Origin of the sequence: Rhodobium gokarnense, from assembly GCF_025961475.1 — a bacterium.
GTDB lineage: Bacteria > Pseudomonadota > Alphaproteobacteria > Rhizobiales > Rhodobiaceae > Rhodobium > Rhodobium gokarnense.
On the sequence record NZ_JAOQNS010000005.1, the window covers coordinates 258,380 to 274,056 of the forward strand.

General features: G+C 67.1%; 13 protein-coding genes. 3 read left to right on the forward strand and 10 right to left on the reverse strand.

Features of this window, described 5'->3' with window-relative positions; all coding sequences use genetic code 11:
* Window positions 1–15: 15 nt before the first annotated feature.
* Both M2319_RS10905 and M2319_RS10910 read left to right on the forward strand, forming a co-directional pair.
* Window positions 16–1,155: a glycosyltransferase family protein gene (locus M2319_RS10905; RefSeq protein ID WP_264601486.1), complete on the forward strand. Its 1,140-nt coding sequence runs from the start codon at window positions 16–18 to the stop codon at window positions 1,153–1,155.
* Window positions 1,152–1,904: a polysaccharide deacetylase family protein gene (locus M2319_RS10910; protein ID WP_264601487.1), complete on the forward strand. Its 753-nt coding sequence runs from the start codon at window positions 1,152–1,154 to the stop codon at window positions 1,902–1,904. The genes M2319_RS10905 and M2319_RS10910 overlap by 4 nt, the downstream gene beginning before the upstream one ends.
* A gap of 544 nt (window positions 1,905–2,448) precedes the next feature.
* Here M2319_RS10910 and M2319_RS10915 read toward each other — a convergent pair.
* From M2319_RS10915 to M2319_RS10935, 5 genes are read right to left on the reverse strand one after another with little or no spacing between them, the layout of a single operon-like run.
* Window positions 2,449–3,114 carry an O-methyltransferase gene (locus M2319_RS10915; protein WP_264601488.1) on the reverse strand — a complete coding sequence of 222 codons (666 nt, stop codon included), beginning with the start codon at window positions 3,112–3,114 and terminating at the stop codon, window positions 2,449–2,451.
* A 52-nt stretch (window positions 3,115–3,166) separates the two neighbouring features.
* Entirely contained in the window at window positions 3,167–4,330 is a 1,164-nt protein-coding gene (locus M2319_RS10920) for an ABC transporter permease (RefSeq protein WP_264601489.1), read from the reverse strand.
* A complete protein-coding gene (locus tag M2319_RS10925; protein ID WP_264601490.1) occupies window positions 4,331–5,353 on the reverse strand; it encodes an ABC transporter permease in 1,023 nt (340 codons plus the stop codon).
* A gap of 6 nt (window positions 5,354–5,359) precedes the next feature.
* Window positions 5,360–7,297, reverse strand: a complete 1,938-nt coding sequence (locus M2319_RS10930) for an ABC transporter substrate-binding protein (protein ID WP_264601491.1) — start codon at window positions 7,295–7,297, stop codon at window positions 5,360–5,362.
* The gene (locus M2319_RS10935) at window positions 7,297–9,183 is read right to left on the reverse strand and encodes an ABC transporter ATP-binding protein (RefSeq protein ID WP_264601492.1); all 1,887 of its coding nucleotides are present in this window, start codon (window positions 9,181–9,183) and stop codon (window positions 7,297–7,299) included. Before M2319_RS10935 ends, M2319_RS10930 begins: the two co-directional genes overlap by 1 nt.
* A gap of 309 nt (window positions 9,184–9,492) precedes the next feature.
* On the opposite strand from M2319_RS10935, the gene M2319_RS10940 reads away from it, so the two are divergent.
* Window positions 9,493–9,837: a hypothetical protein gene (locus M2319_RS10940; RefSeq protein WP_264601493.1), complete on the forward strand. Its 345-nt coding sequence runs from the start codon at window positions 9,493–9,495 to the stop codon at window positions 9,835–9,837.
* Between the two features lie 13 nt (window positions 9,838–9,850).
* On the opposite strand, the gene M2319_RS10945 is transcribed toward M2319_RS10940, so the two are convergent.
* The 5 genes from M2319_RS10945 to M2319_RS10965 form a co-directional block, all read right to left on the reverse strand.
* Window positions 9,851–11,764, reverse strand: coding sequence for an adenylate/guanylate cyclase domain-containing protein (locus M2319_RS10945; protein WP_264601494.1), 1,914 nt, complete (start codon window positions 11,762–11,764; stop codon window positions 9,851–9,853).
* Window positions 11,765–11,882: 118 nt separating this feature from the next.
* Entirely contained in the window at window positions 11,883–13,100 is a 1,218-nt protein-coding gene (locus M2319_RS10950; RefSeq protein ID WP_264601495.1) for a CaiB/BaiF CoA transferase family protein, read from the reverse strand.
* Window positions 13,101–13,143: 43 nt separating this feature from the next.
* Window positions 13,144–13,638, reverse strand: a complete 495-nt coding sequence (locus M2319_RS10955) for a GFA family protein (protein WP_264601496.1) — start codon at window positions 13,636–13,638, stop codon at window positions 13,144–13,146.
* 16 nt (window positions 13,639–13,654) lie between these two features.
* Complete coding sequence (locus M2319_RS10960; protein ID WP_264601497.1) at window positions 13,655–14,281, reverse strand: LysE family translocator; 627 nt, start codon at window positions 14,279–14,281, stop codon at window positions 13,655–13,657.
* 30 nt (window positions 14,282–14,311) lie between these two features.
* Window positions 14,312–15,538 carry an acyl-CoA dehydrogenase gene (locus tag M2319_RS10965; protein WP_264601498.1) on the reverse strand — a complete coding sequence of 409 codons (1,227 nt, stop codon included), beginning with the start codon at window positions 15,536–15,538 and terminating at the stop codon, window positions 14,312–14,314.
* Between the last annotated feature and the right edge of the window lie 139 nt (window positions 15,539–15,677).

Here is a 15,677-nt window from a genome sequence, read left to right on the forward strand (position 1 = left end):
GTCAAAGAGGCGATCTTGAAAGCCCTCATCTACGTCCAGCATCTTCTCGGCACCGGCCATGCGGTGCGCGCCGCGGCAATCGCCCGTGCCCTCGGCGCGCGCGGCGTCGACACCCTGTTCGTCACCGGCAACGCGCTGCCGCCGACGCTCTCGCTCGACGGCGTCTCCGTCATGGAACTCCCCCATGCGCGGGCCGCCGACGCCAGCTTCCAGACCATAATCGGCGGCGACGACGCGCCCATCGACGCGGCCTGGAAGGCGATGCGCGCCGACCGGCTGCTGACAACCTTTCGCGACCACCGACCGGACATCCTCCTCACCGAGACCTACCCTTTTGGCCGCAAGAAATTCGCCTTCGAACTCGATCCGCTCCTCGACGCCGCCCACGCGGAAGGACGTCCGCTGATCGCCACCTCGATCCGCGATATCCTCGTCAGGAAGGACGACCCGGCGAAGGAAAAGCGCATGGCGGAGATCGCCCGCGACCGCTACGACCTCATCCTCGTCCATGCCGACGGGGAGATCGTCCGGCTGGAGGATTCCTTCCCCTTCGCCGGGGAGGTCGCGCCTCTCGTCCGCTACACAGGCTATGTGCACGAGGCACGGTCTGCCGTGGCGCCCGCCGGCGAAGGCATCGACGAGGTCATCGTCTCCTGCGGCGGCGGCGCCGTCGGCGGCGAGCTTCTGGATGCCGCGCTCAGCGCGCGGGCGCTGTCGCAACGGGCGGGGGACGCCACCTGGCGGCTCCTCGTCGGCCACAGCCACGGGGCGGAAACGCTGGAAAAGCTGGCGGCCGGTGCGCCCGATGGCATCGTCGTGGAACGTGCCCGGCCGGATTTCCCGGAACTTTTGAAACGTGCGCGGCTGTCGGTCAGCCAGGCCGGTTACAACACGGCCATCGACATCCTCGTCGCCGGGGTGCCCAGCGTCTTCGTGCCGTTCAAGGCGGGCGGCGAGACCGAGCAGACCCAGCGCGCCGAACTGCTTGCTGCGCGTGGGCTCGCCGAAGTGGTGGCCGAGGAGGATTTGACGCCCAAAAACCTTGCCGCGGCCGTCGATGTGGCACTATCCCGCCCGCCGTCGCGGCTCGACGTCGACCTCGGCGGGGCGGCGAGGAGTGCGGATATCCTGATTGCCGAAGCGGAGAAGCGATGAGCACGGACGAAGCCAGCTTTGCCGCTATCCTGACCGACCGGCTCGACAAGGCCGGGGAGACCGGCACGCGCCTGTCCTTCTGGTGGCGGGACGACGATGCCGTCGCGCCCTCCCCCGCCCTAGACCGGCTGCTGGCCTTGCGCGCCCGATTCGACGTTCCGCTGGCACTCGCCGTGATCCCCGAAGGCGCGACGCAAGCGCTTGCCGAGCGTCTCGCTTCGGAGCCGGCCGTCGCCGTCCTGCAGCACGGCTGGGCGCACGCGAACCATCAGCCGGCGGGCGAGAAAAACGCCGAACTCGGTAACGGACGGCCGGCGGACAAGGTGCTGGCCGAATTGGCGCGGGGACGGGAGAGGCTCTCGGGTCTCTTCGGCGACCGGTTCCGGCCGGTGCTGGTGCCGCCCTGGAACCGCATCGCGGCCGATGTCGCCGACCGCATCCCGCAGGTCGGGCTCACCGGGCTGTCCACCTTCGCCAGGGCCGACGGCCGGCCGCATCGGGTCAACACCCACCTCGATCCGGTCGCCTGGAAGACCACCCGCAGCTTTGCCGGCTGGGACGACGCGGCGGCAACGATCGCGGCCGAACTCGACCGACGCATCGCCGGCGACGCCGAACCCTTCGGCCTCCTCACCCATCACCTCGTCCACGACGCGGCGCTGTGGCGGTTCGTGGAGGTTTTCCTGGAGGTGACGGCGCGGCACCCGGCGGTGACTTGGCCGGATACGGACACGCTCTTCGGGCTTTGACGCTAGGGGGGACTCCGCCCCATCGACCCTCCGTCGTCACCCCGGGCGAAGCGAAGCGGAGACCCGGGGCCTAATGCCCGTTTCGGCGCGGTAGCCCGTCGACGGTTTGGCGCGACCTGCTTCCAGGCCACATCCCCGTTCCGTCAACCGACGACATACCGACTTGAGACGGGCAATAGGCCCCGGCTCGGGGGCCGGGGTGACGACGGAGTGTTAGGCGAGCGGGAGCGTGTCGTTTTCGACGGTGAGGGAGAGGAAGCGGCATCGCGTTTGTGCGGAGCAGACGGCCTGCGCCGGCGACCTTTACGGCTGCGGATGGGATTTGCCGTAGACGACGCAGTGTCTGGATTGCTTCGCTTCGTTCGCAATGACGGTTGAGATTCCCGTAATTTTTCAACGTCATTGCGAGTGAGCGGAGCGAGCGCGGCAATCCAGAGCTGCACGCACGGAGTCTGTCGCTCTGGATCGCCGCGTCGGCCTACGGCCTCCTCGCGATGACGGGAGAGTTCGTGGCTATTCCCCCAGCAAAAAATGCTCCGGGAAATCACCCCTTCTTGCGTACCAGCAGCATGCCGTCGCCCAGCGGCAGCATGGAGACGTCGACGCGGGGGTCGTCGTGGGCCGTTTTTGCGAGCATGCGGATGCCGTTGGTGGATTTTTTCTGGTCGTCCGGATCGGCGACCGAGCCGCCCCAGAACATGTTGTCGGCGACGATGAGGCCGCCGGGCCGGATGAGGCCGAGGACCAATTCGTAATAGGCGGGGTATTTCTGCTTGTTGGCGTCGATATAGGCCATGTCGAAACTCTCCGACCGCCCCTCCTCCGCCAGCGCCTTGAGAGTGTCGGAAGCATCGCCGAGGCGCAGGTCGATGCGGGCTTCGACGCCGGCCTCATGCCAGTATGGGCGGCCTATGGCTGCGAACTCATCGACCACATCGAGGGTGACGATTTCGGCGTCGTCGGGCATGGTCAGCGCCATCCACAGCGCCGTGTAGCCGGTGAAGGTGCCGACTTCCAGGAACGAGCGGGCGCCCGATATCAGCGCCAACATCGACAGGAACTGGCCCTGTTCGGGCGCGCTCGCCCAGCTTGCCTCTCCAAGCTTGAGGGTTTCTTCGCGCAGGCGCCGGACGATCTCCGGCTCGCGCACGCCGTTGGCGAGGAGATAGTCCTGCATGCCTTGCGAAAGGCCGTGGGAGCGTGCCGTCATTCTGGGTGTCCGTTGTCTGTGGGGATGGCAGCGATATAGGGCGCTGCGGCCGTCACTTGTAGGGATCGGCGGCGTCGCGCAGACCATCGCCCATGAAGTTGAAGGCGAGCACGACGATGATCACCGGCAGCACAGGCGCCATCAGCCAGGGATAGATGGTGACGACGGAGATGTTCTGCGCCTCGTTGAGGAGCACACCCCAGGAGACTGCGGGACGCCGGAGCCCGAGGTCGAGATAGGAGAGCGCCGTCTCGCCGAGGATCATGCTCGGGATGGAGAGCGTCGCGCTGGCGATGATGTGGCTGGAAAAGCCCGGCAGCAGGTGCCGGCGGATGATGCGCGAGGGTTTTGCGCCCATATAGACCGCGGCCTTGGCGTATTCCTCCTCGCGCAGAGCCAGGAGCTTGGAGCGCACGGCGCGGGCAAGGCCCGGCCAGTCGAGGAGGCCGAGGATGACGGTAATCCCGACATAGACCCAGAACGGGCTCCAGGTGACCGGCAGCGCGGCCGACAGCGCCATCCAGAGCGGCAGTTCGGGCAGCGCGTTCATGATCTCGATGACGCGCTGGATGGCGGAATCGATGAGGCCGCCGAAGAAGCCGGCGATGCCGCCGATGATGAGGCCGAGGACGATGGAGATGGCGACGCCGATAAGACCGACGGTGAGCGACAGCCGGGCGCCGTAGACGAGGCCGGAGAACATGTCGCGGCCGAGCCGGTCGGTGCCGAGCAGATAGACCGTGCCGCCCTCCGCCGGGCAGAACAGGTGAAACCGTGCCTCGACGAGGTCCCAGAACCGGTAGGGCGCGCCGGAGCAGAAGAAGCGCAGGGGCTGCACGTCGTCATGGTCGACGTCGTAGTCCCATTTCAGGAGCTCCAGGTTCACCCGCGCCCTGGTGCCGTAGACGAAGGGGCCGACGAAGCTGCCGTCGTGAAAGAAATGCACCATCTGCGGCGGCGCATAGAGGTGGTCGTTGTCGCGGTGGTGGGGCGGATAGGGCGCGATCGCCTCGGCGAAGGGCACGGACATATAGAACAGGATGAGCAGGAAGGCCGAGGCGACGGCGACCCGGTGGCGGCGGAATTTCCACCACATGATCCGCCACTGGGAGGCCTGGTAGAACCTCTCCTGCTCCGGCGTCAGCGCCTCTGCGACCAGCGGGTCGAACGGCGCCGCGTCGACGTAGTGGCCTCCGGTTCCCTCCTTCGCGCCCATCTAGTGTCCTTTCGCGCCGAAGCGGATGCGCGGGTCGAGGATGCCGAGCAGGATGTCGGAGACCAGCATGCCGACCAGCGTCAGGACTGCGACGAAGAGCAGGATGAAGCCGGAGAGGAACTGGTCCTGGGAGCGCAGGGCATCAAGTAGGACCGGGCCGACCGTCGGCAGGTTGAGGACGACGGAGACGATGACCGAGCCGGAGACCAGCGACGGGATCAGATTGCCGATGTCGGCGATGAACGGGTTGATCGCCATCCGCAGCGGGTATTTCACCAGGAGCCGGTTTTCCGACAGGCCTTTGGCGCGTGCCGTCGTCACATACTGCCTGTGCAGTTCGTCGAGGAGGTTGGCGCGCAATCTCCGGATCATGCCGGCAGTGCCGGCCGTGCCGATGACGATGGTCGGCACGATCAGATGGCTCAGCACCGAGCCGATTTTCCCCATGCTCCAGGGCTGGCCGATATAGGCCGGGTCCATCAGCCCGCCGATGGAGAGCCCGAACCAGCGGTTGGAGAAATAGAGAAGGATCAGGCCGAGCAGGAAGTTCGGCGTCGCAAGGCCGATATAGCCGAGGAAGGTAAAGCCGTAGTCGCCCCAGCTATATTGCCGCGTCGCGGAATAGATGCCGATCGGAAAGGCGACGATATAGACGAAGAGGACGGTGGCGAAATTCAGCACCACGGTCAGCGGCAGGGCCGGCCCGACCACCTCGGCGACCGGTTTGTCGTATTCGAACGACCAGCCCCAATTGCCCTCCAGGAGCCCGTTGAAGCCGTTCGGTCCCGGCCAGGCGCCGATCCAGATCAGGTAGCGCTCGAAGAACGGCCGGTCGAGGGCGAATTCGGCGCGCAGATATTCGACCTTGGCGATGGAGGCCTCCTCGCCGAGGGCCTTCAGTTGGGCGATCTGGTTGGAGAGATAGTCGCCGGGCGGCAGTTCGATGATGAAGAAGGTCAAAAGGCTGATGACCGCGAGCGTCGGGATCATCGTCAGAATGCGACGGACGATGTAACTCAGCATTCCGGGCTAGTCCCTCTCGGCGGTCTTTTTGGCATCGTCGATCCAGAAGGCGTCCATGCGGTGGATGCCATACTGGGCGCCGGGATCCCAGCCGTAAATCCCTTCCTCGGGCACATTTCTGAGCCGCTCGGAGACGACGACGGGCTGGCGCGCCATGGTGACGATGCCGATGTTGAAAACCTGGTCGGCGTGGATCTTCAGCATCCGCTCCCAGATCGCCCGGCGCTCCTCGTGCGAGGTCGAGTGGCGCCAGAGGACGTACTCTTCGATGAGCTCGCGGGCCGGCGCATAGTCGACCGCCTCGCCTTCCCTCCCCTGGCTCTCGTGATAGGCGCCCCAGGCCGACCAGTTGAAGGATTCCAGCGTGGTCGGCGCGAAGTCGACGGGCGGCATCTCGGCGGTCGGCACGCCGTTGTCGTAGCCGGACGAAATGCCCATGACGAGCTGGCCGGCGAGCGCGCGGTTGCGGACCACGTCGCGCTGGGACGGCTTGACGAAGATCTTGACGCCGATGTCGGCAAGGGTCTCGCGGACCAGTTCCAGGGCGTCGATCTCGGCCTGGCTCTCGCCGGCGGTCTCCACGATGATCTCCAGCGGCCGGCCGTCGGGCAGGAGGCGGATGCCGTCGCCGCGGCGCTCCGTCAGGCCGATCTCGTCGAGGAGTTGGTTGGCGACCACCGGATCGTAATGGGCCCAGGCCGTCTGGTAGTACTCCTTGAAGAGCGGGCTCATCGGCAGCACCGTGTTGTTGCCCTCCGTGGCAAAGCCGAAATAGAGCACGCGGTTGATCATCCGCCGGTCGATGGCAAGCGACAGGGCGCGCCGGAACCGGACGTCGCGGTTGAGCTTGCGCCAGACCGGGTCCTTCACCGTCAGGTTCGGATAGAGGACGAGTTCGGCGCCCTTGGAGATCTGCCAGAGCCGGGTGTCGTAGCCGGCAGTCTTCTCGCCGCTCTTCAGGACGGTGATGTCGGAAAAGGCGAGGTCGCGTGCCTGCAGCATGGATTCGCCGGCCTGGGCCTTGGCCGGGATCAGCCGGCCGTTGGCGACCGAAATAATCACCCGGTCGATATAGGGAAGCTGGCGGCCGGCCGGATCGACCCGGTGGTAATAGGGGTTGCGGATCATCACGAAGCGGCGCTCGGACGGCGCCTTGGTCGGCACCCAGGGCTGCAGGCTCGGCAGGTCCGGATTGTTGGCCCGGTACATCTCGTCCTTGCCGTTGAAGAGCGCCGCCCAGTTGCGGGAATTGTTCTTCTCGACAAGTTCTTCGAGCGCTTCCGGATCGGCATAGCGGACGTGGAACTGCTTCAGGTAATGGGCCGGGCGGTAGATGAAGGGCGGCCTCGCCTGGGCAAGGGTCGGCAGGAACACCGAGTTGACGCCCTTCCAGGTGAAGCGGACGGTGACCTCGTCGATGACCTCGAATGTCGGCAACTCATCGTCGACGCGCATGAAGGTCGCCGGACCGTTCGGGTTGAGCTTTTTGTTGTTGGCGACGTCCTCCCACCAGAAGCGGAAATCCTCGGCCGTGAAGGGTGCGCCGTCGGACCATTTGTGGCCGGGCCTGAGGTGGAAGGTGAAGATCCGCCCCTCCTCCACGTCGACGCTCTGAAGGATGTCGGGTACCAGCTCGAAGCTGGTGTCGTAGCCGACGAGGCGGGCATAGCCCCAGACATTAATGAGGCGGATGTCCTTGGCGCGGCCGATGATGGTGTCGAGGTCGCCGCCATGGCGACCGAGGGTCTCTTTCGTCGCGGCGAAATCGGCAATGAGGGGCACGTCGGGCAGGCGCTCGGAGACCGGCGGCAGGTCGATGTCGCCATGGGTGCGCGCAAGGGTCGGCGTCTCGACATAGTCAAGGGCGGCGGCCGGTCCGGCGGCATTTCCGAGGAGAAGCGCCGCCGCGGCGATCGCGGCACGGACCCGCATTGCCAAAGCCATCAGACGGCCTCCTTCAGGGCGCCCTCGCCGGCAAGGCCGGGCGCGCAAACGAGGTGGCCGGGGCGCATCTCCACCAGCGCCGGATAGGTGCCATCTTCGACGCGGAACGGCTCCGGCCAGGCGCCGGGATCGGACGCGCGGGAGGCGGACAGCTCGGAGAAATCGAGCAGATGGTCGAGGCTCGGCTCCGGCACGGCGGCGAGCAGGGCCTTGGTGTAGGGGTGGATCGGATCGTCGATGACCGCCCGGCAGCCGGCGACCTCGACCAGCCGGCCCTTGCACATGACCGCGATGCGGTCGGCGATGTAGTCGACGACGGCAAGGTTGTGGCTGACGAAGAGATAGGTGAGCCCGAGATCGGCCTTCAGGTCGGCAAGCAGGTTGAGGATCTGGGCCTGGACCGAGACGTCGAGGGCCGAGACCGGCTCGTCGCAGAGGATCAGCTCCGGCTGCAGGGCGAGCGCCCGTGCGATGCCGATGCGCTGGCGCTGGCCGCCGGAGAAGGAGTGGGGATAGCGGCGCAGGAAGCGCGGGTCGAGGCCAACGATGCGCATCAGCTCGCGGACCCGCTCGGCGCGCTCGGCCGGCGTGCCCACGCGGTGGATCAGCAGCGGCTCCGACAGGCACTCGTTGACCGTCATGCGCGGGTTCAGCGAGGAGAACGGGTCCTGGAAGATGAGCTGGACCCGGCGCCGGTAGTCCATCAGATCGTCGCCGGCAAGGCCGATTACGTCCTCCATGCCGTTGCCGCGGTCGTAGGTGATCGACCCGCCGTCGATGTCGATGCCGCGCAGGATGGCCTTGGCCGTCGTCGTCTTGCCGGAGCCGGATTCGCCGACGAGGCCGAGGCATTCGCCGCGGCGCACGGTGAGGCTGACCCGGTCGAGGGCGCGGATGATGCGGCGCTCGCCGCCCAGCCAGCCGCTCTTGCGCAAGTGGAAGGTCTTTTCCACGTCATCAAGGACGAGCAGCGGCGCGCCGGTCGCCACGTGGCGGCGGTCGGAGCAGGCGGGCGGATTGACATCGGTGTCGGTGGAGATCGGACGGATCGGCACCAGCCGCTCGCCGGCCTCCATCTGGAAACGGGGCACGGCGGCGAGCAGCGCCTTCAGATAGGGGTGCTGGGGATCGCGGAACATCGCCTCGGCCGGGCCGCTCTCCATGATCCGGCCGTGATAGATCACCACCACCTCGTCGGCCATGTTGGCGACGACGCCGAAATCGTGGGTGATCATCAGCACCGACATGTCCAGTTCGGACTGCATCTCGCGGATGAGCTTCAGGATCTCCGCCTGGATGGTGACGTCGAGGGCCGTCGTCGGCTCGTCGGCGATCAGCAGCGCCGGCCGGCAGACCAGCGCCATGGCGATCATCGCCCGCTGGCGCAGACCGCCGGAGAGTTCGAACGGGAAGGTGTCGAGGGCGCGGGCGGGATCCGGAAACCGCACCAGCCGCAGCATCTCCAGGGTGACCTCGCGGGCCTCCGGGCCGGAATGGCCGCGGTGCAGGCGCACCGCCTCGGAAATCTGGTTGCCGATGGTGTGGAGCGGCGACAGCGAGGTCATCGGCTCCTGGAAGATGATGGCGATGCGATCGCCGCGGATCGCGCGCATCTTCGCGCCGGCCGGATCGAGCGCGGCGATGTCGACGCCGCCATCGTCGGCGCCGGGTTCGCGCAGGATAATAGAGCCCGCCGTGATGCGGGCGTTGTTCGGAAGCAGGCCCATGACGGCCTGGGAGATGACGGTCTTGCCGGAGCCGGACTCGCCGACCAGCGCCACCGTCTTCTTGTGGGGGACGCTGAGCGAAACGTCGTCGACGACCGTCTTGCGGCCCTCCGCGCCTTCGAACGCGACCGAAAGACCGTCGATAGAAACGACGTTCACGCTACCCCTCCTGACGGCGCCGCTCCCGGACGCCCTGCGGCCGGCGCAGACGTCTCGGACGTGCGAACCGGCATCGGCGATTATAATTAAGCACCGAAAACGCGAAAGCTTTTCCGTTATCGGGAGGGCGCTTTTTTTGCCGGCCGCCGGGGGTGGTTCGCTTTGCCCGCTTGCCCGTGGGGCTGTTGCACGCCACGATATGCCCGTCATGCAATCGTGCCATCCGCCCGTCAGGGAGGACGGTGCTTTCCGGAGCGCTCGGCCGCGACGGCGATGCGCTCCGCGACTCAACAAGACGGATAAGCACCCATGATCTGGACCACATTGCTCCGACAGGCCGGCTTTGCGCTCCTGCTCGCCGGCCTCTGCGTGCTCGGCACGGCCGGGCAAGGCGAGGCGCGCAGCCCGATGGCGCTCGGCGCCGGCGAGGCGGCGATCGCCCCTCTCCTCCGCGACAACATCATCAAGGTCCACCGCTGCCACCGGCGCTGCCGCTATGCCTGGTCGAACCGCTGGGGCCGGCGGACCTATCACCGCCATGTCGGCCCCTATTGCCGCCCGGTGCGCTGCGGCCAACGGTTCCGGCGCCGTCCCCCGGGATGGCGGCGGCGCGGCTGCGTGTCGATCGGCGGCGGCGTCTGGGTCTGCCCGTAGGCGCCGCCCGCCGTCACGACCGGTCCGCGGCGAGGTCGATGGCCTCGCCGCTTTTCGTTTCCGCAGGGCTCCCGGGGCTATGATCCGCGGCCGCGCCGGGCCTTAGCTGCGTATCGGGCGTTGCCGGATCGATCGCATGGAGGTCCACCGGCGCCGAGCGGCCACGCAACAGGCGGCTTCCGGCGAACGTCGCGCCCGGGGCGATCGAGAGCGCGGCGAGGGTGTCGGCGCTGGCCAGGATCGCGACCTCGGCACCCGGCGCTAGCACCCTTCCTTCCGCCTCGATGCGCTGGCAGACATTCACGTTATCGCCGACGATTGTGTAGTTGACCCGGTCATAGGTGCCGATATTGCCGACGATCACCGGGCCGGTGTGGATGCCGATCCTCAGCCTCAGCACCGGATCGCCGCGGGCCGCTGCGGCCGCATTCTCCGCCCGCACGGCGCGGCCGATGGCGATCGCTGTCCTGACCGCCGCATCGGCGTGGCTTTCGAGCCGGTCGGGCGCGCCCCAGAAGGCGAGCATGCCGTCGCCGAGGAACTTGTCGACCGTGCCGCCTTCCGCCTCCACGCAGGCAACGAGGATTTCGAAGTGACGGTTGAGGAGCGCCGCGGTCTCCTGGACGCTTAGCGATTCCGACAGGGTGGTGAAGCCGACGATGTCCGAGAACATGATCGTCAGCGTCGCCTCGCGCGAGCGGGTCGTCTCGGCCATGCCGCTCTTCACCAGCTTGGCGACCAGCGAGCGCGGCACGTAGACGGTGAAGGCGCGAAGGCCCTCCAGCATCCTGTTGAAGGCGCTGGCCGTGGTATCGATCTCGCGGATGCGGCTCGGCGGCAGGTCGTCGACATCCTCGATATCGAGATTGGCGATGCGCGAGGCCTGCAGCGACACCCGGGCGAGCGGGCGGGCGAGGCGCCGGGCGAGCCAGAACGACAGCAGCACGGCGGCGACAAGGGACGCGAGCCCGATCATCGCGCTGCCCCACAGGCGCCGGATCTCGCTGGAGATGTCGCTGCCGGAAAGATACATCCCGATGGTCCAGTCCTGCGGACCGAAACCGGCAAGCTGCGAGGTCAGGATGATGTCCGGCGGACCGTCCCGCGCCTCCCCGTTCTCATCCGCCCCGTCGAACTCGGCAATGGTGATGCCGGCCTTCTGGGTCTTCGGGAAGCCGTCGATCTTCTCCCAGCGGCCGCGGGCGGCGAGCACCCCGTCACCGGCTTTTGCCGGATCGACGGTCGGGTGTTCGTAGGAGCGGAAGGACCCGAGCTTGAGGGTCGCCGCGTCGGAATGGGCGATCAGCCGACCGTCGCCGTCGAGGATGAAAGCGGTGGCGCCGGCGACGGCCAGTTCGCGGGTCAGTTCCGACAGACGCTTGGTCGAAATGGCGGCGACGAGATAGCCGTCGATCCTGCCGCCGCGTTCCAGCGGCGCTGCAATGCTGGTGTAGACCGTTTCGGCGGAGGGGATATAGAGCAGTTCCGTCCAACGCGTCCCGTCGTCCGCCTTGATGCTCCGCAGCTTGGTGATGACCTTTTCGCTGAGCGGCGCCTGTTCGTTGATCCGCTGGATCGTCCCGTCGGTGTGGCGGACGACGCCGGACCAGTTGAGGTCCGGGCCGTAGACCAGGATGACGTCGACGCCCGGCCGGCCGATCAGCGCGCCCATCAGGATCGACTGCATGGAGGCGCCGCCGATGGTCAGGTCCGAGTCGCGGTAGAGCCTGGCAAGCCGGGTGACGGACTGGCGCGACGGCTCCAGGTGGCGGCGCAGGCCGTCCTCGAAGGCGTGCATCAGGAGCATCGCCTTGTCGTCGAGCAGCGAGACCGTATTGCGGTAGTTGGAAAGGACGGCGACCGTCAGGCCGGCGGCAAGGGTCACGGCGACGAGGCCGCCGAAGGCCACCGACAGCAGCACCGCCATGCGGATCGACCGCGGCCGGCGATCCTTCCCTTTCCTTTCCCGTCTCATGGCCGCAAGTATAACTTGCCTCACGGCCAGGCTCACGTGAAAGCGGCGTAAGGTTCGGGGCGCGTCGTCGCTACCGGCCGACGACGACCCCATTGGCAAGGAGCCGGTTGACGGTTTCCGCATCGAACCCGGCATCGGTGAGGATATCGAGGGTGTCCTCGCCGAGGCGCGGGGCGGCGCGGTCGGCGGCCATCTCCGCATCGCCGAAGACGATCGGAAGGCGCACGGACGGCACCGTGCCGCCATCCGCGTCCGTCGCAGGCAGGTCGCAGCGCATGCCGCGCGCGATCACCTGGGGGTCGGCGAAGACGTCGGCGACGCTGTTGATCGGACCGGCCGGCACCGTCGCCTTTTCCAGTTCGGCAAGGAGGGAATCGCGGGCGAAGGTGCGGGTCCGCTCGGTCAGAAGCGCGATCAGCTCCGCGCGATTGGCGACGCGGTCGGCGTTGCTGCGATAGGCCGGATCGGCGGCAAGCTCGGCAACGCCGAGGACGGCGCAGAGCCGGGCGAACTGGCCGTCATTGCCGACGGCGATGATGAGGTGGCCGTCGCTCGCCGGAAACACCTGATAGGGCACGATGTTCGGATGGGCGTTGCCCATGCGCGTCGGCGCCGTGCCGGAGACGAGATAGTTGAGCGCCTGGTTGGCGAGCACGCCGACCTGGACGTCGAGGAGGCTCATATCGATGTGCTGGCCGCGGCCGGTAGCCTCGCGCTGCCTCAACGCCGCCTGGATGCCGATGGTGGCGTAGAGGCCGGTGAAGAGGTCGGCGAAGGCGACGCCCGTCTTCATCGGCTCGCCGTCGGGATTGCCGGTCAGGTCCATGATGCCGCCCATGCCCTGGATCATGAAGTCGTAGCCGGCGCGCGCCGCATAGGGTCCGGTCTGGCCGAAGCCGGTGATGGAGCAGTAGACGAGGCGCGGGTTGGTGTCCTTGAGGCTGTCGTAGTCGAGGCCGAATTTCTTGAGGCCGCCGAGCTTGAAATTCTCGATGACCACGTCGGCGCCGGCGATCAGCTTCTTCACGATCGCCTGGCCTTCGGCATTGCGGAAGTCGATGCCGATGGAGCGCTTGTTGCGGTTGCAGGCGTGAAAATAGGCGGCGTCGAGCTTTTCGCCCTCAGTCCCCGTCACGAAGGGCGGGCCCCAGGTGCGGGTGTCGTCGCCGGCCGGGCTTTCCACCTTGATGACGTCGGCGCCGAGATCGGCGAGCGTCTGACCGGCCCAGGGACCGGCGAGGATGCGGGCGAGTTCAACGACCTTCACCCCGGAAAGCGGCGCGGTCATGGGCGGGCCTTTCGGCCGTGGCGGTCGATAGGATAATTCACTGTCATGCCTTGCCGCTTGCCCGGGCTTTTTCCCAGTAGGGCTCCATACGGGCAAGGCTCTCCGCCGACCAGACGTCCTTGTGACGATAGAACTCCGGGAACTGTGGAACGCCCTCCGGGATCGGCACCCAGGCCTGCTTTGAGGAGGTGAAGATGTGGACGTCCGGCGGCGCAAGATCCGGATCGTCGAGGGTGCCGACGCGCACGAAGCGGCAGGCTGACAGGCGCCCGCCCGTATAGGTGCTCCACACATGGGTGGCGCAGTCCGGGCAGAAGAAGGCGGTGTGGCAGGTGCCGGGGAAATGGAAGCTGGAAACGGTGCCGGAGATCAGTTCCACGGCATCGGCTTCGACGAGGGCGTTGAGGACGAAGGCGCTGCCGGTGATGCACTGGCACTGGTGGCAATGGCAGGCATGGACGATGAGCGGCTTCTTCAGCATGCGGTAGCGCACCTTGCCGCAATGGCAGCCGCCCTCAGCAAAGACTTCTTGCGCCATCGATCCCTCCGCGCGGTCAGCCGTTGCGCATGGCGGCCGTCGCCGCACCCATGCCGACGAGGCAGGAGGCCCCTGCCCGGTTCAGCCAGCGCAGCACCGAGGGCTTCGTCATGCGCTTGCGGAGCTGGTCGCCGAGGACGGCGTAGGCGGCGGCATTGACGGCGGCAAGCCCCACGAAGGTAGTCTCAAGCACGACGAGCTGCGGCAGCAGCGGCGCATCGTGGGTGATGAACTGGGGGACGAAGGCGATGAAGAAGGCGATGCTCTTGGGGTTCAGCGCCGTCACGGCAAAGGCGTGGGTGAAGGCGCCCGTCAGCGGCACCGGCGGTGCGTCCTCCGCTCCAAGGGCCGGCAGCCGCGCATCGGCCCGCCACAGCTTGATGCCGAGATAGACGAGATAGGCCGCGCCGATCCATTTCATGACGGTGAACAGCGTCGCCGAGGCCAGCATGACGGCACCGAGGCCGGCCATCGACACGGTCATGGCGACGAAATCGCCGAGGGCGACGCCGGCGACCATGGCAAGCGCCACCCGGCGCCCCTGGCCGAGGGCATAGGCGACGACGAGGAGTACCGTCGGCCCCGGCAGGATCAGGATCACGGTCGCGGCGGCAACGAAGGCGAGCCAGATTTCGATGGTCATCAGAGCATCTCCGATCCGCCGGCGGCCTGCTCAGCAGAAGGCCTGGATGCCGGTCTGGGCGCGGCCGAGGATGAGGGCGTGGATGTCGTGGGTACCCTCATAGGTGTTGACCGTCTCCAGGTTCACCATGTGGCGGATGACATGGTACTCCTCGGAAATGCCGTTGCCGCCATGCATGTCGCGGGCAGTGCGGGCGATATCGAGGGCCTTGCCGCAATTGTTGCGCTTGATCAGCGACACCATTTCCGGCGCCGCCCGGCCCTCGTCGAAGAGGCGCGCGACGCGCAGGCACGATTGCAGACCGATGGCGATCTCGGTCTGCATGTCGGCGAGCTTCTTCTGGACGAGCTGGTTGGCGGCGAGCGGCCGGCCGAACTGCTTGCGCTCCATGGTGTAGTCGCGGGCGGCGTGCCAGCAGGCTTCCGCGGCGCCCATGGCGCCCCAGGCGATGCCGTAGCGGGCACGGTTGAGGCAGCCGAAGGGACCCTTGAGGCCGGAAACGTTCGGCAGCAGCGCGTCTTCCGACACGACGACGCCGTCCATGACGATCTCGCCGGTCACAGAAGCGCGCAGCGAGATCTTGCCCTCGATCTTCGGTGCGGAAAGCCCCTTCATGCCCTTTTCCAGGACGAAGCCGCGGATGGCGCCGTCATGGGCGTCGGACTTCGCCCAAACGACGAAGACGTCGGCGACGGGCGAGTTGGAGATCCACATCTTGGTGCCGGTAAGCCGGTAGCCATCGGCGACCTTTTCGGCGCGGGTGCGCATGCCGCCGGGGTCGGAGCCGTGGTCGGGCTCGGTCAGGCCGAAGCAGCCGATCCACTCGCCGGTGGCGAGCTTCGGCAGATATTTGCGGCGCTGCTCCTCCGAGCCATAGGCGTGGATCGGGTGCATGACGAGGGACGACTGCACGCTCATGGCAGACCGGTAGCCGGAATCGACGCGCTCGATCTCGCGGGCGACGAGCCCGTAGATGGCGTAGCTGGCGCCGGCGCAGCCATATTCTTCGGGGAGCGTGGAGCCGAGGAAGCCGAGTTCGCCCATCTCCGTCATGATTTCCGGATCGAAGCGTTCCTCGCGGAAGGCGGAGACGACGCGGGGCTGGAGCTTTTCCTGGGCATAGGCGCGGGCCGCCTCCATCACCAGGCGCTCGTCCTCTTCCAGATCCTGCTCCATAAGGAACGGATCGTCCCACTGGAAACGCCCGCCGCCGGACGGCGTTCCCTTGGCGTTCAATGCGGCTGCCGCATCGGACATTGCTCAACTCCCACGCTGTCGATGGCCTTGCCTCGCCGGGCGCCGAAAAAGGTTCCGGCCGGGGGCCTTAAATGAAGCGGAAAACACCCCTATCATGGATCAAATGCCGGTGCCAGCAAGGCGGAACGAAGCGTCCTTG

Bases quoted from the DNA above. Each gene is read 5' to 3' on its own strand.
- M2319_RS10910 (WP_264601487.1), top strand. From the start codon at position 1,152: ATGAGCACGGACGAAGCCAGCTTTGCCGCTATCCTGACCGACCGGCTC.
- M2319_RS10915 (WP_264601488.1), bottom strand. From the start codon at position 3,114: ATGACGGCACGCTCCCACGGCCTTTCGCAAGGCATGCAGGACTATCTC.
- M2319_RS10920 (WP_264601489.1), bottom strand. From the start codon at position 4,330: ATGGGCGCGAAGGAGGGAACCGGAGGCCACTACGTCGACGCGGCGCCG.
- M2319_RS10925 (WP_264601490.1), bottom strand. From the start codon at position 5,353: ATGCTGAGTTACATCGTCCGTCGCATTCTGACGATGATCCCGACGCTC.
- M2319_RS10930 (WP_264601491.1), bottom strand. From the start codon at position 7,297: ATGGCTTTGGCAATGCGGGTCCGTGCCGCGATCGCCGCGGCGGCGCTT.
- M2319_RS10940 (WP_264601493.1), top strand. From the start codon at position 9,493: ATGATCTGGACCACATTGCTCCGACAGGCCGGCTTTGCGCTCCTGCTC.
- M2319_RS10945 (WP_264601494.1), bottom strand. From the start codon at position 11,764: ATGGCGGTGCTGCTGTCGGTGGCCTTCGGCGGCCTCGTCGCCGTGACC.
- M2319_RS10950 (WP_264601495.1), bottom strand. From the start codon at position 13,100: ATGACCGCGCCGCTTTCCGGGGTGAAGGTCGTTGAACTCGCCCGCATC.
- M2319_RS10955 (WP_264601496.1), bottom strand. From the start codon at position 13,638: ATGGCGCAAGAAGTCTTTGCTGAGGGCGGCTGCCATTGCGGCAAGGTG.
- M2319_RS10960 (WP_264601497.1), bottom strand. From the start codon at position 14,281: ATGACCATCGAAATCTGGCTCGCCTTCGTTGCCGCCGCGACCGTGATC.
- M2319_RS10965 (WP_264601498.1), bottom strand. From the start codon at position 15,538: ATGTCCGATGCGGCAGCCGCATTGAACGCCAAGGGAACGCCGTCCGGC.